This is a genomic window from Streptomyces physcomitrii (genome assembly GCF_012273655.1).
GTDB classification, from domain to species: domain Bacteria; phylum Actinomycetota; class Actinomycetes; order Streptomycetales; family Streptomycetaceae; genus Streptomyces; species Streptomyces physcomitrii.
The window spans coordinates 156,500-177,032 of record NZ_JAAWWP010000012.1; the positions used below are offsets into that span (position 1 = coordinate 156,500).

19 protein-coding genes are annotated in these 20,533 nt (G+C 71.1%); 17 read left to right on the forward strand and 2 right to left on the reverse strand.

Annotated features, from left to right (window positions below):
* Positions 1–40 precede the first annotated feature (40 nt).
* From arc to prcA, 5 genes are all read left to right on the forward strand, one after another.
* Positions 41–1,813: a proteasome ATPase gene (arc, locus tag HFV08_RS20195; protein ID WP_040254947.1), complete on the forward strand. Its 1,773-nt coding sequence runs from the start codon at positions 41–43 to the stop codon at positions 1,811–1,813.
* A gap of 252 nt (positions 1,814–2,065) precedes the next feature.
* The gene (gene dop, locus HFV08_RS20200) at positions 2,066–3,577 is read left to right on the forward strand and encodes a depupylase/deamidase Dop (RefSeq protein ID WP_168541143.1); all 1,512 of its coding nucleotides are present in this window, start codon (positions 2,066–2,068) and stop codon (positions 3,575–3,577) included.
* Positions 3,578–3,741: 164 nt separating this feature from the next.
* Positions 3,742–3,960, forward strand: a complete 219-nt coding sequence (locus HFV08_RS20205) for a ubiquitin-like protein Pup (RefSeq protein WP_168541144.1) — start codon at positions 3,742–3,744, stop codon at positions 3,958–3,960.
* Between the two features lie 359 nt (positions 3,961–4,319).
* Entirely contained in the window at positions 4,320–5,165 is an 846-nt protein-coding gene (gene prcB / locus HFV08_RS20210; protein WP_168541145.1) for a proteasome subunit beta, read from the forward strand.
* A gap of 62 nt (positions 5,166–5,227) precedes the next feature.
* A complete protein-coding gene (gene prcA, locus HFV08_RS20215) occupies positions 5,228–6,001 on the forward strand; it encodes a proteasome subunit alpha (protein ID WP_168541146.1) in 774 nt (257 codons plus the stop codon).
* Positions 6,002–6,110: 109 nt separating this feature from the next.
* Here prcA and HFV08_RS20220 read toward each other — a convergent pair whose 3' ends face one another.
* Positions 6,111–7,160 carry a LacI family DNA-binding transcriptional regulator gene (locus tag HFV08_RS20220; protein ID WP_312885752.1) on the reverse strand — a complete coding sequence of 350 codons (1,050 nt, stop codon included), beginning with the start codon at positions 7,158–7,160 and terminating at the stop codon, positions 6,111–6,113.
* A gap of 181 nt (positions 7,161–7,341) precedes the next feature.
* On the opposite strand from HFV08_RS20220, the gene HFV08_RS20225 reads away from it, so the two are divergent.
* The 12 genes from HFV08_RS20225 (at position 7,342) to HFV08_RS20280 (ending at position 20,045) form a co-directional block, all read left to right on the forward strand.
* Complete coding sequence (locus tag HFV08_RS20225; RefSeq protein WP_168541148.1) at positions 7,342–8,601, forward strand: MFS transporter; 1,260 nt, start codon at positions 7,342–7,344, stop codon at positions 8,599–8,601.
* Positions 8,602–8,610: 9 nt separating this feature from the next.
* Positions 8,611–9,972 (forward strand): Pup--protein ligase, encoded by a 1,362-nt coding sequence (gene pafA / locus HFV08_RS20230; RefSeq protein WP_040254953.1) that lies wholly within the window; start codon positions 8,611–8,613, stop codon positions 9,970–9,972.
* A 216-nt stretch (positions 9,973–10,188) separates the two neighbouring features.
* Positions 10,189–11,184 (forward strand): FKBP-type peptidyl-prolyl cis-trans isomerase, encoded by a 996-nt coding sequence (locus tag HFV08_RS20235; RefSeq protein WP_168541149.1) that lies wholly within the window; start codon positions 10,189–10,191, stop codon positions 11,182–11,184.
* Between the two features lie 55 nt (positions 11,185–11,239).
* A complete protein-coding gene (locus HFV08_RS20240) occupies positions 11,240–11,614 on the forward strand; it encodes an FKBP-type peptidyl-prolyl cis-trans isomerase (protein WP_040254955.1) in 375 nt (124 codons plus the stop codon).
* Between the two features lie 148 nt (positions 11,615–11,762).
* Positions 11,763–12,734 carry a helix-turn-helix transcriptional regulator gene (locus tag HFV08_RS20245; RefSeq protein ID WP_168541150.1) on the forward strand — a complete coding sequence of 324 codons (972 nt, stop codon included), beginning with the start codon at positions 11,763–11,765 and terminating at the stop codon, positions 12,732–12,734.
* Positions 12,735–12,805: 71 nt separating this feature from the next.
* Positions 12,806–13,747 (forward strand): helix-turn-helix transcriptional regulator, encoded by a 942-nt coding sequence (locus tag HFV08_RS20250; RefSeq protein WP_168541233.1) that lies wholly within the window; start codon positions 12,806–12,808, stop codon positions 13,745–13,747.
* Positions 13,744–14,118 (forward strand): hypothetical protein, encoded by a 375-nt coding sequence (locus HFV08_RS32575; RefSeq protein ID WP_376770674.1) that lies wholly within the window; start codon positions 13,744–13,746, stop codon positions 14,116–14,118. The genes HFV08_RS20250 and HFV08_RS32575 overlap by 4 nt, the downstream gene beginning before the upstream one ends.
* A 74-nt stretch (positions 14,119–14,192) precedes the next feature.
* Positions 14,193–14,405: a hypothetical protein gene (locus tag HFV08_RS20260; RefSeq protein WP_040254958.1), complete on the forward strand. Its 213-nt coding sequence runs from the start codon at positions 14,193–14,195 to the stop codon at positions 14,403–14,405.
* A gap of 237 nt (positions 14,406–14,642) precedes the next feature.
* Positions 14,643–14,927: a Sec-independent protein translocase subunit TatA gene (gene tatA / locus HFV08_RS20265; protein ID WP_168541151.1), complete on the forward strand. Its 285-nt coding sequence runs from the start codon at positions 14,643–14,645 to the stop codon at positions 14,925–14,927.
* A gap of 47 nt (positions 14,928–14,974) precedes the next feature.
* The gene (tatC, locus tag HFV08_RS20270; RefSeq protein WP_168541152.1) at positions 14,975–15,922 is read left to right on the forward strand and encodes a twin-arginine translocase subunit TatC; all 948 of its coding nucleotides are present in this window, start codon (positions 14,975–14,977) and stop codon (positions 15,920–15,922) included.
* 216 nt (positions 15,923–16,138) lie between these two features.
* Positions 16,139–17,191: a diacylglycerol kinase family protein gene (locus HFV08_RS20275; protein ID WP_168541153.1), complete on the forward strand. Its 1,053-nt coding sequence runs from the start codon at positions 16,139–16,141 to the stop codon at positions 17,189–17,191.
* Positions 17,192–17,234: 43 nt separating this feature from the next.
* Positions 17,235–20,045 (forward strand): DEAD/DEAH box helicase, encoded by a 2,811-nt coding sequence (locus HFV08_RS20280; protein WP_168541154.1) that lies wholly within the window; start codon positions 17,235–17,237, stop codon positions 20,043–20,045.
* A gap of 58 nt (positions 20,046–20,103) precedes the next feature.
* On the opposite strand, the gene HFV08_RS20285 is transcribed toward HFV08_RS20280, so the two are convergent.
* Positions 20,104–20,394 (reverse strand): hypothetical protein, encoded by a 291-nt coding sequence (locus tag HFV08_RS20285; protein WP_168541155.1) that lies wholly within the window; start codon positions 20,392–20,394, stop codon positions 20,104–20,106.
* Positions 20,395–20,533 lie beyond the last annotated feature (139 nt).

Sequence of the window (20,533 nt, forward strand, 5' to 3'; positions counted from 1 at the left end):
GTCTGGAAGCGTCCAGCTCCCCTTGGAGGAGGTGAGGACCGTGGCAGCCCACGACGACGACATCAACCGCGGCATCCGCCCGGGACGAGGGTCCGAGGACCCTTCCGGTCAGATCGCCTATCTCGAGCAGGAAATCGCCGTCCTGCGACGTAAGCTCGCCGACTCTCCGCGGCACACGAGGATTCTCGAAGAGCGGATCGTCGAGCTGCAGAACAATCTGGCCGGCGTCTCCACCCAGAACGAACGGCTCGCCAATACGCTCCGTGAGGCCCGCGACCAGATCGTGGCCCTCAAGGAAGAGGTCGACCGGCTCGCACAGCCCCCCGCCGGTTTCGGTGTCTTCCTCCTGGCGAACGAGGACGGCACCGCCGACATCTTCACCGGGGGCCGCAAGCTCCGGGTGAACGTCAGCCCGAGCGTGCCCCTGGACGAGCTGCGGCGCGGCCAGGAGCTGATGCTCAACGAAGCGCTCAACGTGGTCGAGGCCATGGAGTTCGAGCGGGTCGGCGACATCGTCACGCTCAAGGAGATCCTGGAGGACGGCGAGCGCGCCCTCGTCCTCGGGCACACCGACGAGGAGCGGGTGGTCCGGCTCGCCGAGCCGCTGCTCGCCGAGGACGTCACCATCCGCCCCGGTGACGCGCTCCTCCTCGAACCCCGTTCGGGCTATGTCTACGAGGTCGTGCCCAAGAGCGAGGTCGAGGAGCTGGTCCTCGAAGAGGTCCCCGACATCAGCTACGACAAGATCGGCGGCCTCGGCGGCCAGATCGAGAGCATCCGCGACGCCGTGGAGCTCCCGTACCTGTACCCGGACCTCTTCAAGGAGCACGAGCTGCGCCCGCCCAAGGGCGTCCTGCTCTACGGCCCTCCCGGCTGCGGAAAGACGCTGATCGCCAAGGCGGTCGCCAACTCCCTTGCCAAGAAGGTCGCCGAAGTCACCGGGCAGCCCGCCGGGAAGAGCTACTTCCTCAATATCAAGGGCCCGGAGCTGCTCAACAAGTACGTCGGCGAGACCGAGCGGCACATCCGCCTGGTCTTCCAGCGGGCCCGGGAGAAGGCCAGCGAGGGCACCCCCGTCATCGTCTTCTTCGACGAGATGGAGTCCCTCTTCCGCACCCGCGGCTCCGGCGTCAGCTCCGACGTCGAGAACACCATCGTCCCGCAGCTGCTCGCGGAGATCGACGGTGTCGAGGGCCTGGAGAACGTCATCGTCATCGGCGCCTCCAACCGCGAGGACATGATCGACCCGGCGATCCTGCGCCCCGGGCGCCTCGACGTGAAGATCAAGATCGAGCGGCCCGACGCCGAGGCGGCCAAGGACATCTTCGGCAAGTACCTCACCGAGCGGCTCCCGCTGCACGCGGACGACCTCGCGGAGCACGGCACCGACAAGGCCGCCACGGTGGACGCGATGATCCAGTCCACGGTCGAGGCGATGTACGCCGAGTCCGAGGAGAACCGCTTCCTCGAAGTCACGTACGCCAATGGCGACAAGGAAGTCCTGTACTTCAAGGACTTCAATTCCGGCGCCATGATCGAGAACATCGTCGGCCGGGCCAAGAAGATGGCGATCAAGGCCTTCCTGGAACAGAACCAGAAAGGTCTGCGGGTCGCCCATCTCCTGCAGGCCTGCGTGGACGAGTTCAAGGAGAACGAGGACCTGCCGAACACCACCAACCCCGACGACTGGGCCCGTATCTCCGGAAAGAAGGGCGAGCGGATCGTCTACATCCGTACGCTCGTCACCGGAAAGCAGGGCGCGGACACGGGACGTTCCATCGACACGGTGGCGAACACCGGTCAGTACCTGTAAAAGAACGGGTCGGCTGCGGATGCCCCGCGGTGGGGCATCCGCAGCCGCCTGTTTTTCTCCCCGGATCCGGTCAGGGCGAATTCCGGCTGGCCGAGGAGAAGCAATGACGCAAATGATCTCCCCACCGGAGCCATGGCGTTCTAGGCTCGACGGTACCGCTGAGCCGCGCGGTGCGGGGTCGGGCACCGCACAGCAGGAGCGGTACGTGAGCGTCGTTCCCGCACGGGAGCGCCGCCGGGCAAGGAGGGCCGCATGACCGTACGGCGAGTAATGGGCATCGAGACGGAGTACGGGATCTCCGTCCCCGGTCACCCCAACGCCAATGCCATGCTCACCTCGTCCCAGATCGTCAACGCCTACGCGGCGGCGATGCACCGGGCCAGGCGGGCCCGCTGGGACTTCGAGGAGGAGAACCCGCTGCGCGACGCGCGAGGCTTCGACCTCGCCAGGGAGGCCGCGGACTCCAGTCAGCTCACCGACGAGGACATCGGCCTCGCCAATGTGATCCTGACCAACGGTGCCCGGCTCTACGTCGACCACGCCCACCCCGAGTACAGCGCGCCCGAGGTCACCAACCCGCTCGACGCCGTCCTCTGGGACAAGGCGGGCGAGCGCATCATGGCCGAGGCCGCGGAGCGGGCCGGGGCGCTCCCGGGCGCCCAGCCCATCCACCTGTACAAGAACAACACGGACAACAAGGGCGCCTCCTACGGCACCCACGAGAACTACCTGATGAAGCGGGAGACCGCCTTCTCGGACATCGTGCGCCACCTGACCCCCTTCTTCGTCTCCCGCCAGGTCGTCACCGGCGCCGGACGCGTGGGACTCGGCCAGGACGGCCACGAGCACGGCTTCCAGCTCAGCCAGCGCGCCGACTACTTCGAGGTCGAGGTCGGCCTGGAGACCACGCTGAAGCGGCCCATCATCAACACCCGCGACGAGCCGCACGCCGACGCGGAGAAGTACCGCCGGCTGCACGTGATCATCGGGGACGCCAACCTCTCCGAGATCTCGACGTACCTCAAGCTCGGCACCACCGCGCTGGTCCTGTCCATGATCGAGGACGGCTTCATCGCCGTGGACCTCGCCGTGGACCAGCCCGTCCGCACCCTGCACCAGGTCTCCCACGACCCCACCCTGAGCCACCTGGTCACGCTCCGCAGCGGCCGCACACTCACTGCGGTCCAGCTCCAGATGGAGTACTACGAGCTGGCCAGGAAGTACGTGGAGGAGCGCTGGGGCGCGGACGCCGACGAGCAGACCAAGGACGTCCTGGCCCGCTGGGAGGACGTGCTCGGCCGCCTGGAGAGCGACCCGATGAGCCTGTCCGGGGAGCTCGACTGGGTCGCCAAGCGCGAGCTGATGGAGGGCTACCGGCGCCGCGACGGCCTCGACTGGGACGCGGCCCGGCTGCATCTGATCGACCTCCAGTACGCCGACGTACGCCCCGACAAGGGCCTCTACAACCGACTGGTGGAGCGCGGCAAGATCAAGCGGCTGCTGGACGAGGGCCGGGTCGAGCGCGCCGAGAGCCAGCCGCCGGAGGACACCAGGGCCTACTTCCGCGGCCGCTGCCTGGAGCAGTACGCGGACGACGTGGCCGCCGCCTCCTGGGACTCGGTCATCTTCGACCTGCCGGGTCACGACTCCTTGCAGCGCGTGCCCACCCTGGAACCGCTGCGCGGCACCAGGGACCACGTCAAGGAGCTCCTGGACCGCTGCCGTACGGCGGAGGAGCTGGTCCGGGTGCTGTCCGGCAGGTGATCCGGTGGCCGGGATCCGGTCTGAAAGGTGCGGCTGCCGGGAATCATCGGGATGGCTCCCGGACGTTGCAAGAACAGCGGGGCCGATGTCAGTCCCTGCTTGTAGGGTCTGATCTTGTACGACTGCGCAGCGCGCAGTACGTCGAACCGAGCGGGGTGAGGTGTATGGCGACCAAGGACACCGGCGGCGGACAGCAGAAGGCCACGCGTCCCACCGAGGACGTCGAGGAGCAGACCGAGGAAGCACAGGGCTCCGAGGACCTCAAGGAGCGCCAGGAGAAGCTGAGCGACGACGTCGACTCGGTCCTGGACGAGATCGACGACGTCCTGGAGGAGAACGCCGAGGACTTCGTGCGGTCGTTCGTGCAGAAGGGCGGCCAGTAGGGTCCGCCCGGCTCCGGACGGCGCGGACCGCCGACCGGAGCGGACCGGTGTCCGGTACGCCGTGACACCCACCCGGCAAGGCGGTGCCCTCGCGGCACCGGCGCGGGGCCGAGGCGGCCGCCGCGACCGGTGCCGCGGCGGGCCCGCCCCCTGAGCGGCGTGCCCGCGGGCCGCGGGACGGCCCGCCCGCCGCGAAGAACGAGTCCCGCAGCGCGAGAAGAGTCCTTCGGCCGAACATGTGGATCACCGCCTCAACGCGGGTAGGGTCGGGGCGTACTCAACTGCAATTCGGCCATCGGCGAGTTGGGAACCGCGTCCCAGCATGTGAGCCGGGCTGTCGCCTACTTGGAAGGAATCGTGTGGAAGCCAATCCCCGAAGCACCGGGCGTCTGCCGGCTGCCTTCCTGACGCCTGGGTCCTCCTCCTTCATGGACTTCCTGACCGAGCACCAGCCGGAGGTCCTGCCGGGCAACCGGCAGCTGCCGCCCGTGCAGGGCACCGTCGAGGCCCCGCACGGCACCACCATCGTGGCTGCCAGCTTCCCCGGCGGGGTCGTCCTCGCCGGTGACCGCAGGGCCACCATGGGCAATGTGATCGCCCAGCGCGACATCGAGAAGGTCTTCCCGGCGGACGAGTACTCCGCGGTCGGCATCGCCGGCACCGCGGGCCTGGCCGTGGAGATGGTGAAGCTCTTCCAGCTGGAGCTGGAGCACTTCGAGAAGGTCGAGGGCGCCCAGCTCTCCCTGGAGGGCAAGGCCAACCGGCTCTCCACCATGATCCGCTCCAACCTCGGCATGGCCATGCAGGGCCTCGCCGTGGTGCCGCTCTTCGCGGGCTTCGACGTCGACCGCGGCAAGGGCCGGATCTTCTCGTACGACGTGACCGGCGGCCGTTCCGAGGAGCGGGGCTTCGCGGCCACCGGCTCCGGCTCGGTCTTCGCCCGCGGCGCCATGAAGAAGCTCTTCCGCGAGGACCTCACCGAGGACCAGGCCGTCACCCTGGTCGTCCAGGCGCTCTACGACGCGGCCGACGACGACTCGGCGACCGGCGGCCCCGATCTGCCCCGGCGGATCTTCCCGATCGTCACCGTGATCACCGAGGACGGTTTCCGAAAGCTCACCGAGGAGGAGTCCTCCGCGGTCGCCCGCTCGATCGTGGAGCGGCGCCAGGAGCAGCCGGACGGCCCGCGCGCGGAACTGCTGTGACGCGCCGCGGTCACTGATCCCCCGACTCCCCAGCTCCACCGACAGAAAGGGACGGACAGCCGGTGTCGACGCCGTTCTATGTCTCACCCCAGCAGGCCATGGCCGACCGGGCGGAGTACGCCCGCAAGGGCATCGCACGCGGTCGCAGCCTGGTCGTGCTGCAGTACGCCGACGGCATTGTCTTCGTCGGTGAGAACCCGTCCCGTGCGCTGCACAAGTTCAGCGAGATCTACGACCGGATCGGCTTCGCGGCCGCCGGCAAGTACAACGAGTACGAGAACCTCCGCATCGGCGGTGTCCGCTACGCCGACCTGCGCGGGTACACCTACGACCGCGACGACGTGACCGCCCGCGGCCTCGCCAACGTCTACGCCCAGACGCTGGGCACCATCTTCTCCAGCGCGGCCGAGAAGCCGTACGAGGTGGAGCTGGTGGTCGCCGAGGTGGGGGAGAGCCCCGAGGGCGACCAGATCTACCGGCTGCCGCACGACGGCTCGATCGTGGACGAGCACGGCTCGGTCGCGGTCGGCGGCAACTCCGAGCAGATCAGCACCTATCTCGACCAGCAGCACCGGGACGGCATGACGCTCGCCGAGGCGCTGCGGCTCGCCGTGCAGGCGCTCTCCCGGGACACCAACGGCGGGGAGCGGGAGATCCCCGCCGAGCGTCTGGAGGTCGCGGTGCTGGACCGGACCCGGCCCCAGCAGCGGAAGTTCAAGCGGATCGTCGGCGGCCAGCTGGTCCGGCTGCTCGGCGGCGACTCCTCGGCTGCCTCCGAGGAGGAGGACGAGGACGGCGGCAAGGGCGAGGGCAAGGACGGCGACTCCGCGAAGTAGCCCGCCCCGCAGCAGTACATATCCGCATGCCCCGGCCGCACCGGCCGGGGCATGCGGCGTCCCGCGCCGTCAGCCGGCTCGTACGACCGGGAGCGCGCCGACCGGTCGGTCAGTCCCCGCGTGCTCCGGGCGGCGCGGTAGAGCCCCGTACCACCAGGCGGGCCGGGAGGGTGAGCGGCGCGGGGCGTTCGCCGTCGAGGACGGTGAGCAGGGTGCGCATGCCCTGGCGGCCGAACTCCTCGGCGGGCAGATGCACGGTGGTCAGCTCGGGATCCAGCGCGCCCGCGAGCATGACGTCGTCGAAGCCGGTGACCGACAGATCCTCGGGGACCCGCAGCCCGAGCCGCCGGGCGGCCTTCAGCGCCCCGGCCGCGAGCAGGTCGTCGTCGCAGACCAGCGCCGTGGGCGGGGGGCCCGGGGCGCCGAGTGCGGACCCGGCGGCCTCCCGGGCGCCCGCGACGGAGAGCGGGGTGGGCGCGGTGCGCAGCTCGGCGCCCGCCTCGGCGAGCCGCTCGGCGAGCATCCGGGCGCGTACCCGGAAGGTCCAGCTGTCGATGTCCGCGGCCAGATGCAGAAAGCGCCGGTGCCCGAGCGCGAGCAGATGGTCCGCGACCTGGCGCATGCCCTCCGCGATGCCGAGGTTGACCAGGGCGGCGCCCCGGCTGTCGGCGGGGTCGCTGTCGAGCATCACCAGCGGCAGCTCGTCGCCGCGGATGGCGGCCAGCGCCTCGGCGGCCATCGAGGAGGCGATCACGCCGTCCAGGAGGGCGCGGGCGGAGTCGAAGGGGTCCCGGGCCGGGCCGACGCCGCCGGGGGAGGGGTACAGGACGACGCCGAAGCCGTGGTCGGCGGCGACCTCGGCCGCGCCGGTGTAGACCCGGGCGAAGAACTCGTTGGTGAGCGCGGGGACGACGAGCAGCGCGGTGCGGGTGCGGCCGAGGCGGAGATTGCGGGCGGCGAGGTTCGGCCGGTAGCCGAGCGTCCGGGCGCTCTCCCGGACCCGATCGGCGGTGGCCTCGGACACCCGCCCGCGCCACTTCTCGCCGAGCACCAGCGAGACGGCGGCCTGCGAGACCCCGGCGGCGCGGGCGACGTCCCGGCTGGTGGGTCGGGCGGCGGCGGGACGGCCGGCTCCCCCCTCCGGTGCGGCGTGCCTCACGGGTGCCTCCGTCGTAGGTCGTCGGTGTCGGGTCCGGTGTTCCGGGGCTCGGCACGCCCGCCCGGCGGGTGCGCGGGGCGGGCGGCCGAGTGGACTCCGGGTGGGCCTCATGGTACGTATGGGTGGCGACGTTATACGTATTACTGATCATCCGCCGTGAGGGTGGGGGAGAGGGCCGGGGATGGCGGCGGGGTATCTGGAGATCCTCAGGGCACGGCACGCGGCCAGGCTGCTCACGGGCACCCTGGTCGGAAGGCTGCCCAATGCCACGGCCGCGATCGCGATCGTGCTCTTCCTCCGCGCGGAGGGCGGCAGCTACAGCCTCGCCGGGGCGCTGGCCGCGGTGTACGGGGTGGCCAACGCGGTCGGGCAGCCCCTCCTCGGCCGCCTCGTCGACCTGTACGGACAGCCCCGGGTGCAACTGCCCGCCGCGCTCGCCTCGGCGCTCGCCATGTCCGCCTTCGCCTTCACCGGGCCCTCGGCCCTCGGCGCCGCCTACCCGACGGTCGCCCTCGCCGGGCTGCTCACCCCGCCCCTCGAAGGCGGACTGCGCGCCCTGTGGTCCGACGTCCTGGACCGCGAGGAACAGGTGCACACCGCCTACGCGATGGACGCCGTGGCGCAGGAGGTCATGTTCACCGTGGGCCCCCTGCTCATCACCCTCTTCGTCTCGCTCTGGTCGGCCCAGGGCGCCCTGCTGCTGCTCAGCCTCATCGGGGTGCTCGGGGCGCTCTCGGTGGTCGTCTCGGAGCCCTCCCGGCGCTGGCGCAGCGCGCCCCGCGAGGCCCACTGGCTGGGCGCGCTGCGCTCACCGGGGCTGCTCGCGCTGCTCGGCGCCCTGCTCTTCGTGGGCATGGCGCTCGGCTCCATCGCGGTCGCCGGGGTCGCCTACGCCGACGAGAACGGCGGCGACTCCGTCTACGGCTGGATCATGGCGGGCATCGGCTTCGGCGCGCTGCTCGGCGGATCGGTCTACGGGGCGCGGCAGTGGAGCGGGGAGCCGCACCGGCGGCTGGCCGTCCTGGTCGCCCTTCTGACGGTCTGCTACCTCCCCCTGGTGCTGACCCCGGGTCCGGTGGCGATGACCCTGCTCTCGGTGCTCGCGGGCGTCTTCCTGGCGCCGTGCATCGCCTGCGCCTTTGTCCTGGTCGACCGGCACGCCCCGCGCGGCACCGTCACCGAGGCCTTCTCCTGGCTGGTGACCACCTTCACGGTGGGCACGGCGGTGGGCACCGCCGCCGCCGGGCCGGTGGTCGAATGGGGCGGGATCCGCCCGGGATTCGCGGTCCCGGCGATCGTCGGAGCCCTGGCCCTGCTGGTCGTGGCGGCCACCGCGCGGGTGCTCGCGGCGCCCTCGAAGAGCGCTCTGGTGGCCCGCGGTTCGGAAAATGATCGAAACGGTGCCGCCGAACCCGGTTTGGGTACACGCCGTCAGGCGTAATGTTCAGTCATGGACCGCCGCATTTTCGGGCTGGAGAACGAGTACGGCGTCACATGCACGTTCAGGGGACAGCGCCGCCTGTCTCCTGACGAGGTGGCGCGGTACCTCTTCCGCCGTGTCGTGTCATGGGGCCGCAGCAGCAATGTCTTTCTGCGCAACGGCGCCCGCCTCTACCTCGACGTGGGATCGCACCCGGAATACGCAACTCCCGAATGCGACAACGTGACGGAACTCGTCACCCACGACAAGGCCGGCGAGCGCATTCTGGAAGGCCTGCTGGTCGATGCCGAACGCCGCCTGCACGAGGAGGGAATCGCGGGCGACGTCTATCTCTTCAAGAACAACACAGACTCGGCGGGAAACTCCTACGGCTGCCACGAGAACTATCTCGTCGCGCGGCACGGTGAGTTCTCGCGGCTCGCGGACATCCTCATTCCGTTCCTGGTGACGCGCCAGCTCATCTGCGGCGCGGGCAAGGTGCTGCAGACGCCGCGCGGTGCGGTGTACTGCGTGAGCCAGCGGGCCGAGCACATCTGGGAGGGCGTCAGCTCCGCGACGACCCGCTCCCGTCCGATCATCAACACCCGCGACGAGCCGCACGCGGACGCCGAGCGCTACCGCAGGCTCCACGTCATCGTGGGCGACTCCAACATGTCCGAGACGACCATGCTCCTGAAGGTCGGCGCCACCGACCTCGTACTGCGCATGATCGAGGCGGGCACCGTCATGCGTGACCTCACCCTGGAGAACCCGATCCGGGCCATCCGCGAGGTCAGCCACGACACCACCGGACGCCGCAAGGTGCGCCTGGCGAGCGGCCGCGAGGCCTCCGCCCTGGAGATACAGCGCGAGTACTTCGAGAAGGCCGCCGACTTCGTCGACCGGCGCGGCATCCGCACCGGCACCGTGGCGCAGGTCCTCGAACTCTGGGAGCGCACCCTCGACGCGATCGAGCAGGAGGACCTCGACCGCATCGGCACCGAGATCGACTGGGTCATGAAGTACAAGCTCATCGAGCGGTACCGCGAGAAGCACAACATGACCATGTCGCACCCGCGGGTCGCGCAGATAGACCTCGCCTACCACGACATCCACCGCCGCCGCGGCCTCTACTACCTCCTGGAGAAGAAGGGCCAGGCCACCCGTATCTGCAGCGACTTGAAGATCTTCGAGGGCAAGTCGGTGCCCCCGCAGACCACTCGGGCCCGGCTGCGCGGCGACTTCATCCGCCGGGCGCAGGAGCAGCGCCGGGACTTCACGGTCGACTGGGTCCACCTGAAGCTCAACGACCAGGCGCAGCGCACCGTGCTGTGCAAGGACCCCTTCCGTTCGGTCGACGACAGGGTGGAAAAGCTCATCGCCGGCATGTGAGTTCACCCCATCCGGTGAGGGTGGGCCGGGAACGTCACGCGAGGCGTCGTACGTTGTGTGCGTACGACGCCTCGCGTCGCCTCTGCCGTGCGGCACGGCGGACCCCGCAGGGGAGCGGGCCGGGACATCCGGGCTCTCCCGGGCCCAAGACGCCGCTTTCGTCAGTAAGGTGGCGCGCACGCCCACCACAAGATCGATCGATACGAGGCCCCCACCGTGCGCCGACGCTCCCTACTCCTCGCCGTCCCGGCCGGACTGCTGACTCTCGCCGGGTGCGGCGACGACAAGTCCGACAAGAGCAAGAAGCCCAGCAGCAGTTCGTCCCCCTCGTCCTCCTCGCCGCCGAAGGCGAAGATCGTGGACGGCCCGCTGCCCGCGGTCACCGGCGGCAAGGGGTTCCGCGACAAGCCGACCGTGGCCAAGGGGCCCGGCAAGCCCAGCTCCGACCTCGCGGTCAAGACCCTCATCCCCGGCAAGGGCACCGAGGTGGCCAAGGGCGACTACCTCCAGGCCGACTACCTGGGCCAGATCTGGGACAGCGCGAAGGTCTTCGACAACTCCTTCGACCGCGGCGCGCCCGCCATCTTCCAGATCGGCGTCGGCCAGGTCATCCCCGGCTGGGACCAGAGCCTGGTCGGCAAGAAGGTCGGCAGCCGGGTCGAGCTGGCCATCCCGCCGGAGCTGGGATACGGCAAGCAGGGCAACCCGAAGGCCGGCATCAAGGGCGACAGCACCCTCGTCTTCGTCGTGGACGTCGTGGACACCTTCAACGCCAAGAGCTCCGCCAAGGGCAAGAAGGTCGCGCAGGACAACATCGACGTGCCCAAGGTCTCCACCAACACCGACGGCAAGGCCCCCACCATCGAGGTGCCGAAGGCGAAGGCGCCGACCAAGCTGATCGACCAGTACGTCATCGAGGGCGACGGTGAGGAGCTGAAGGCCACCGACACCGTCCTCGTCCAGTACAAGGGCGTCCTGTGGGACAACGGCAAGGAGTTCGACTCCTCGTACAGCCGCAAGCAGCTCACCCAGTTCGGCCTCAACCAGGTCGTCAAGGGCTGGGCGCAGGGGCTCACGGGCAAGAAGGTCGGCAGCCGGGTGCTGGTCGTCGTCCCGCCGAAGCTGGGTTACGGGGACAAGCCGCCGCAGGGCAGCCCCATCAAGAAGGACTCCACGATGGTCTTCTGCGTGGACATCCTGGCCAAGATGTGAGTCCCGGGATGCGAGACTGTCCCGGTTGTCATCCGCACCAACAGGAGCAAGTGACGTGAGCATCGACAAGCCCGAGGTCGACTTCCCGGGCGGCGAGCCCCCGGCCGACCTCGAGATCAAGGACATCACGGTCGGCGACGGCCCCGAGGCCAAGGCGGGGGACACCGTCTCCGTCCACTACGTGGGCGTGGCCTTCTCCAGCGGCGAGGAGTTCGACGCCAGCTGGAACCGCGGTACCCCGCTCCAGTTCCAGCTGGGCGCGGGCCAGGTCATCAGCGGCTGGGACCAGGGGGTGCAGGGCATGAAGGTCGGCGGCCGCCGGCAGCTGACCATCCCGGCCCACCTCGCCTACGGTGACCGCGGCGCCGGTGGCGGCCGCATCAAGCCGGGCGAGACCCTGATCTTCGTCTGCGACCTGGTCGCCGTCTGAGAGATCCCGGCCCCGGGGCCCGCCCGAGCGGCGGACCCGGGCAGCCGCAGAGCCGAGGACCCGTGCCCGAGGGCAGGGGCCCTCGGCTTTTGCCGATCAACACCGGAGCGATACGGTCGGAGCCGAAGGACCGTGAGGAAGGGCGTAGATGGCCATTGCCAAGGCCGAGCGGCTCATGAACCTCGCGCTGTGCCTCCTCGGCACACGCCGGGCGCTGAGCAAGCGCGAGCTGCGTGACTCCATCGAGGCCTACGTCGAGGCCTTCCAGCGGGGTTCCGCCGGCTCCGAGGAGTCCTTCAACCGGATGTTCGAGCGGGACAAGGACGATCTGCGCGAACTCGGCCTGGTCATCGAGACGGTGGAGAACCTCGACGGCGACGTCGGCTATCTGGCCCGCCGGGACAGCAACCGCCTGCCGCCCGTCGCCTTCGACCCCGAGGAGGCGGCGGCCCTCGGCCTCGCCGCCAAGGTCTGGCAGCAGGCGCGCCTCGCCGGTGCCGCGAGCGGCGCCCTGCAGAAGCTGCGCGCCGCGGGTCTGCCCGAGGAGACCGGACCCGAGTCCACCCACGGCGCCCTCGAACCCCGGATCCCCGTGCACGAGAGCGCCTTCGAACCGCTGATGCTGGCCTGCCGCGACCGCAGGCCGGTCGCCTTCGACTACCGCAAGTCCAACGCGGTGCGCCCCGAGCCCCGCCAGGTCGAGCCCTGGGCCCTGGAGTGCTGGCGCGGCCACTGGTATCTGGCCGGATTCGACCGGGACCGCGGCGCCGAGCGGGTCTTCCGGCTCTCCCGGATCACCGGCAAGGTGCGCAGCAGGGCGGGCCGGTTCACCGCCGAGGTGCCCGATGTGGTCACGGTGCGCGAGACCGTCGCGAGCTGGGCCGGGGAGGGCGGCGAGGGCACCGCCAGGATCCGGCTGCGCACCGGCTCCGGCTACCCGCTGCGGGCCAGGGCCCTGTCGGTGCGCGAACTCGGCGACGGCTGGGACGAGTTGGAGATCCCGTACGGCCGCGGTCTGGACGCCTGGCTGGTGGAGTTCGGGCCGGACGCGGTGGTGCTCGGTCCCGCGGAGCTGCGGGCCGATGTGGTGGACCGGCTGCGTGCCGTGGCCAAGGGCTGAGGGGGAGCGAAGTGACTGCCGGACCCGCGCGTATCGCCCGCCCCGCGAACGCCATCGACCAGACCCGCCGGATGCTCTCCCTGGTGACCTACCTCAAGGAGCGCCCGGGGGCCCGGGTGGCCGACGTGGCCCGCGCCTTCGGGGTCAGCGAGGACGAGCTGATCAGCGACCTCGACGTACTGCCCCTGTGCGGGACCAGCTTCCGCGGCGGCGATCTGCTCGACATCGACACCGACGGCGAACACATCTGGTGGCACAACGTCGACGACGTGGCCGAGCCGCTGCGCCTGGCCGCCGACGAGGCGACCGCGCTGCTGGTCGCCGCACGCGCCGTGGCCACCCTGCCCGGGCTGCGCGAGAGCGACCGCGGGGCCCTGCTGCGGGCCACCGCGAAGCTGGAGGCCGCGGCCGGGGAGGCGGCCGGGGCCAGCGCCCGGCTCTCGGTGACCTTCGAGTCCGAGGGCGGCGTCTTCGCCGATGTCGACCGGGCCATCTCCGAGCGGCGGCGGCTGTGGATCCGCTACTACTCGCCCGCCCGCGACGAGCTCTCCGACCGCGAGATCGACCCGATCCGCCTGGTCAGCATCGGGCACACCTATGTGGAGGCCTGGTGCCGCCGCTCCGAGGCGCGGCGGACCTTCCGCCTCGACCGGGTGGCCGAGATCAAGGTCCTCGACGAGCCCTCCGAGCCGCCCGAGGTGGAGCTGCGCGACCTCTCCGAGGGCCTGGTGCAGCCCGCCGCCGAGGACCCGGAGGTGGTGGTCGAGGTGGGCCCCGGCGGCCGCTGGGTCGCCGAGTACTACCCGCACGACAGCGCCGAGGAACTGCCCGACGGCGGGCTGCGGATCAGCCTGCGCGCCCCCGACCCGGGCTCGCTGCGCCGCCTCGCCCTGCGGCTCGGCCAGGACGGCCGGATCGTCGCGCCCCGGGAGCTGGCCGACAGCGCCCGGGACGCCGCCCGCCGGGCCCTCGCCGCCTACGACGGGCTCGACGCGGACCGGGAGCGGCTGTGAGCGGCCGGGGGCCGGGCGGACCGGGCGCCACCGGCGGGCCGGACGGCGGCGCCCCCGCGCTCACCGTCGCCCGGGAACCGGCGCCCTCCGCCGTCCGGGAGACCACCGGGCCCGCCGAGGAGTCCGTCACCGCCGCCCCCGGAGCGGGTGAGCCCGTGCGGTTCCGGGCCGGCTGCCCCGACTGCCGGGCGCGCTTCGAACTCCCCGCGGGCGCCCTGCGGCTGGCCGTCGGCGGGTCCAGCCGGACCACCTTCTACTCCTTCACCTGCCCCGAGTGCGGCGCGGCCGTCCGCAAGCCCGCCGGGGAGCGCATCGTCGAACTGCTCAGCGGCGGCGGGGTCAGCACCCTGCGGCTCCAGCCGAAGTCCTGACGGGTGCCCGGGCCCCGAGCCCGTTCTGCCGGGCGGATGCCGGGACTTCGGGCACCCTCCCCTAAGCTCGCAGCATGTTCTGGGCAATGCTCGCGATCGGACTCGGCTTCGCCGGGATCGCGGTCCTCGGTGTACTGGCGGTCCGGGTCTTCACGGAGGCGCAGCGGCTCGGGCAGCAGGTGGCGCGGGCCACCGAGGAGATCGGCCGGGCCTCCGAGGAACTGGAGCGGGCCGCGATGACCGCGGCCCGCGCGCACGGCGAGAGCCTGCCCACGGATCTGCGCTGAGCACCCGGCCCGGCACCGGGCGGCGGGCTTGAACGGATCGTGTCTGTCGGGCCCGGCCACCCGCCAGGTAGGCTTTTGCGCACGGCCCGAGGAATGGGGCGCGGGCCGTGACCGGGAGTACGCGCAGGTATTGCCGCACGTTCACCCCTGAGCGTTACGATCTCGGACAGCACGGTGGCCGGGACGCATCCGGTCGACGGGCAGCATCGCCCACGCCGCCTCGGTGAGAAGGTAGACATGTTTTCTGGAAAGCTCGGCGCTCCCGAGATCATTCTCATCCTTGTCGTCATCATCCTGCTGTTCGGCGCGAAGAAGCTCCCGGACATGGCGCGCTCGCTGGGCAAGTCCGCCCGGATCCTCAAGAGCGAGGCCAAGGCGATGAAGAACGACGGTGGGAAGGACCAGGACCAGACCCCGGCCGACCCGCCCGTCTCGGAGCAGCAGCGCACCATCCAGGCCGCTCCCGGCGACGTCGACAGCTCGCGTCCCGTCAGCGAGCCGACGGACTCCACCAAGCGCTGACTCAGGGCCGGAACCGACCGGCTCGCGGTACGAGATGAGGACGTGGGTTGCTCAAGTCTGCCCGCAAGAAGGAGAAGGATCCCGAGGGACGGATGTCTCTCGGCGATCATCTTCGTGAGCTCCGCAACCGGCTCGCGAAGGCCGTCCTGGCGATCGTCGTGGTCACGGTGGTCGCTGCCTTCTTCTACAAGGACATGATCGAGTTCTTCACCGAACCGATCCTCGACGCCGTCGGCTGCGAGGCCAGCTTCTCCGAGCTCGCGAAGCAGGAGAGCGGCACCTGTGCCCGGATCGTCCTCAACGGACTCCTGACGCCCTTCACCCTGGCGCTCAAGGTCTCCCTGACGGCCGGTGTGGTGCTCGCCTCGCCGATCTGGCTCTACCAGCTGTGGGCCTTCATCGCTCCCGGGCTGCACCGCCACGAGAAGAAGTACGCGCTCGCCTTCGTCGGCGCGGGCTTCCCGCTCTTCCTCGGCGGCGCCCTCTTCGCCTACCTCACGCTGCCCACCATGGCGACGGTGCTCCTCGACCTCTCGCCGGAGAACCTCGACAACCAGTTGCCCCTGGACGAACTGCTCGACCTGATCACCCGCATGGTGATCGTCTTCGGGCTCTCCTTCGAACTGCCGCTGCTGCTCGTGATGCTCAACCTCACCGGCATGATCACCGGCCGCCGGATGATCGGCTGGTGGCGCGGCATGATCATGGGCATCACCGTGTTCTCCGCGCTCGTCACGCCCAGCACCGACCCGCTGACCATGCTGGCGCTGGCCGGGCCGATCTGCTTCCTGTACTTCGTCGCCGCCGGGTTCTCCCTGGTCAACGACCGCCGCAAGGCCCGTATCGCCGCGCTCGGCCCCTCCGAGGACGAGGCCTCGGAGCTCGACTCCCCGGAGGAGATCGAGGAGGTGGAGGCGGTGGCCTCCGCGCCCGCCCTGCCGGAGCAGGCCGGTTCGGACCCGCACCGGGTCAACGGCTACGACGATGTGACCTGAGCCGTCCCGGGCCCTAGCTATCGAGGGGTCCCGGAGACGTGACCCGAGCCGTACCCGGGATGTGCCCTGAGCGGTTCCCGGGACGTGACCCGAGCGGTTCCCGGGGCGTCCGCCGCCGCCCAGCCGACGGAGCGTCAGCGGCGGCCCGCGGCAACGGAGTCCGCGGGCTCTGCCGGAGCTGTTGCCCTGGCGGGCGGCGGTTTATATCGTCCAGCCGTGACCCGCGAGATCATCCTCTTCGTCAATCCCACCGCCGGCCGCGGCCGCGGTGCCCGGGCCGCCCGACCGGTGGCCGACCTGCTGCGGACGGCGGGCCACCGGGTCCGCACGGTCGTCGGCAAGGACGCGGCCGAGGCCGTGGGCAAGGCGCGGGCGGCCGTCGCCGAGGGCACCGACGCCCTGATCGCCGTGGGCGGTGACGGCATGGCGGGGCTCGCCCTGCAGGTGGTGGGCGGTACCGAGGTGCCGCTCGGCCTGGTCGCCGTCGGCACCGGCAACGACCTGGCCCGCTCGCTCGGACTTCCGCTGCGGGACCCCCGGGCCGCCGCCCTGGAGCTCACCCGGGTACTCGCGGTGCCCGCCGCGGAGCCGCTGCGGGCGACCCCGGTGGACCTCGGCCGGGTCGCCGCCGGGACCGCGGGGATCGGCGGCCCCGGCCCGGGCGCGGAAGGCCCCGAGGCCACGGACCCCGGCGGTGCGGCCCCCGGCAGCGCGGGCGCGAGCCCCGGAAGCGCCGCCGCAGGCACCGGCACCTGGTTCGGGACCGTGCTCGCCTCCGGCTTCGACTCGCGGGTGAACGACCGCGGCAACCGGATCCGGCTGCCGCTCGGCCGGTTCAAGTACGACCTCGCCATCCTGGCCGAGCTGGCCGCCTTCCGGCCGATCCCGTACCGGATACGGCTCGACGGGGGAGAGGTGCGGGAGATCGAGGCGACCCTCGTCGCGGTGGGCAACGGGCCCTCCTACGGCGGCGGGATGCGGATCTGCGCCGGGGCCGACATGCACGACGGGCTCTTCCAGGTCACCGTCGTCGGCGAGGCGAGCCGTACCGATCTGCTGCGGGTCTTCCCGCGGGTCTACCAGGGCACCCACCTCGACCACCCCTCGGTCACCGTGCACCGGGCCGCCCGGGTCGAGCTGGCTGCGCCGGGGGTCACCGCGTACGCGGACGGGGACCCGGTGGGGGCGCTGCCGCTGACCGCCGAGTGCGTGCCGGGGGCGGTGCGGTTTCTCGGGCTCCGAGCGGGGCCGGTAGGACGATCCTCATAAAGATCGTGCACTGTCAGAGGTGGCCGGTAGTCTCGAAAGCACGATGACAGAGGATCTCTCACCGGCCGAGCGATATGCGGCAGCACGCAGGCGTGCCGCAGAGCAGGCGACCGCACTCGCCTCCTTCCGCGAGATGTACGACTTCGGGCTCGACCCCTTCCAGACCGAGGCCTGCCAGGCGCTCGAAGAGGGCATGGGGGTGCTGGTCGCCGCGCCCACCGGCTCCGGCAAGACGATCGTCGGCGAGTTCGCCGTCCACCTGGCGCTCGGCCAGGGCAAGAAGTGCTTCTACACCACGCCGATCAAGGCGCTCTCCAACCAGAAGTACAGCGATCTCGCCGCGCGCTACGGCGCCGACAAGGTCGGCCTGCTCACCGGCGACAACAGCGTCAACTCCGACGCCCCGGTGGTCGTGATGACCACCGAGGTGCTGCGGAACATGCTCTACGCGGGCTCCCAGGCCCTGCTCGGCCTCGGCTATGTGGTCATGGACGAGGTGCACTACCTCTCGGACCGCTTCCGCGGCGCCGTCTGGGAGGAAGTGATCATCCACCTGCCGGAGTCGGTCACCCTGGTCTCCCTCTCGGCGACGGTCTCCAACGCCGAGGAGTTCGGTGACTGGCTGGACACCGTCCGCGGCCGTACCGAGGTGATCGTCTCCGAGCACCGCCCGGTCCCGCTCTTCCAGCACGTGCTGGCCGGGCGGCGGATGTACGACCTCTTCGAGGAGGGCGAGGGCCGCAAGAGAGCGGTCAACCCCGATCTGACGCGGATGGCGAGGATGGACGCCAGCCGCCCCGCCTTCGGCAAGGACCGCCGCCGCGGCCGGGCGATGCGCGAGGCCGACCGGGAGCGCGAGCGCCGCCAGCGCACCCGGATCTGGACACCGGGCCGCCCCGAGGTCATCGAACGCCTCGACGCCGAGGGCCTGTTGCCCGCCATCACCTTCATCTTCAGCCGGGCCGGCTGCGAGTCCGCGGTGCAGCAGTGCCTGTACGCGGGGCTGCGGCTCAACGACGAGGAGGGGCGCGCCACCGTCCGCGAGATCGTGGAGAGGCGCACCGAGTCCATCCCCCGCGAGGACCTGCACGTCCTCGGCTACTACGAGTGGCTGGAGGGCCTGGAGCGCGGGATCGCCGCCCACCACGCGGGCATGCTGCCCACCTTCAAGGAGGTCGTGGAGGAGCTGTTCGTCCGCGGTCTGGTCAAGGCGGTCTTCGCCACCGAGACCCTCGCGCTCGGCATCAACATGCCCGCCAGGTCCGTGGTCCTGGAGAAGCTCGTCAAGTGGAACGGCGAGCAGCACGCCGACATCACCCCCGGCGAGTACACCCAGTTGACCGGGCGCGCGGGCCGCCGCGGCATCGACATCGAGGGCCACGCCGTCGTGCTCTGGCACCGCGGGATGAGCCCCGAGCACCTCGCCGGACTCGCCGGTACGCGTACGTATCCCCTGCGGTCCAGCTTCCGGCCCTCGTACAACATGGCCGTCAATCTGGTCCAGCAGTTCGGGCGGCACCGCTCGCGGGAGCTGCTCGAGACCTCCTTCGCGCAGTTCCAGGCGGACCGCGCGGTGGTCGGCATCTCCCGCCAAGTGCAGCGCAACGAGGAGGGGTTGGAGGGCTACAAGGCCTCGATGACCTGCCACCTCGGCGACTTCGAGGAGTACGCGGCGCTGCGCCGCCAGCTCAAGGACCGGGAGAACGAACTCGCCAGGCAGGGCGCCCTGCAGCGCCGCGCCGCGGCCGCCTCGGCGCTGGAGAAGCTGAAGCCGGGTGATGTGATCCACGTGCCCACCGGCAAGTTCGCCGGGCTCGCCCTGGTGCTCGACCCGGGCCTCGCCGCCGGCCGCTCCAACGGCCACCGGGGCTTCGAGCAGCACGACGGGCCGCGCCCGCTGGTGCTGACCGCCGAGCGCCAGGTCAAGCGGCTGGCCGCGATGGACTTCCCGGTGCCGGTGGAGCCGCTGGAGCGGATGCGCATCCCCAAGTCCTTCAACCCGCGCAGCCCGCAGTCCCGGCGCGATCTGGCCTCGGCACTGCGGACCAAGGCCGGGCACATCGCCCCGGAGCGGCACCGCAAGCAGCGCGCGGCGGCCGCCGACGACCAGGAGATCGCCCGGCTGCGGGCGGAGCTGCGGGCGCACCCCTGCCACGGCTGCGGCGAGCGCGAGGACCACGCCCGCTGGGCCGAGCGCTACCACCGGCTGCTGCGCGACACCGGCCAGCTGGAGCGCCGTATCGAGGGGCGCACCAACACCATCGCCCGTACCTTCGACCGGATCGTCGCCCTGCTGACCGAGCTCGACTACCTCCGGGGGAACGAGGTCACCGAGCACGGCAGGCGCCTCGCCCGCCTCTACGGCGAACTCGACCTGCTGGCCAGCGAGTGCCTGCGGGACGGGGTCTGGGAGGGCCTCGGGCCCGCCGAACTCGCCGCCTGCGTCTCGGCCTTGGTGTACGAGTCGCGGATCGGGGACGACGCGGTCGCGCCGAAGGTGCCGTCCGGGAAGGCGAAGGCCGCGCTCGGGGAGATGGTGCGGATCTGGGGCCGGCTCGACGCGGTCGAGGAGGAGTTCGGGATCAGCCAGACCGAGGGCGTCGGGCAGCGCGAGCCCGACCTCGGCTTCGCCTGGGCGGTGTACATGTGGGCCTCCGGCAAGGGGCTCGACGAGGTGCTGCGCGAGGCGGAGATGCCCGCCGGCGACTTCGTGCGCTGGTGCAAGCAGGTCATCGACGTGCTCGGCCAGATTGCCGCCGCCGCGCCCGCCGAGCAGTCGACGGTCGCCAAGAACGCCCGGCGCGCGGTCGAGGCGGTGCTGCGCGGAGTGGTGGCGTACTCCTCGGTGGGCTGACCCTCGGCGGCCGTCGGCGCGGGGCGCCGCCCGGGGGCGGCGCCGGACCGGCCGGGGCTCAGTGCTTGCGCAGGCGGCCCGCGATCGCGTGGCCGACGAAGAGGTAGACGACGGCGGCCAGACCGTAGCCGCAGACCACGCGCGCCCACTCCTTGTCGAAGGTGAACAGGTCGTGGGACCAGGTGGCGAGCCAGCGGGCCGTGTCATGGGTGACCTGCACCAGGTCGTTGCCCGGGTTGGCGTCCAGCAGGTAGAGCACGATCCACAGCCCGATGATGAAGGCGAGGATGTCCGCGGCGAGCGCGATGACTCTGCTGGCGGTCGAGGCGTTGCGCGAAAGTGTTGTCATGTACAGCGCCTTGCCCTTTGCGTCTCGGTGAAACGCTACCCGTTCGAAGCGGTATCGAACTGGCTGGTCAGAGACCGGGTGCCCGCCCCCGGCGGCCGGGGGTGAGCGGGGTCGAGGTATTCCGGATGCGCCTTCCGGC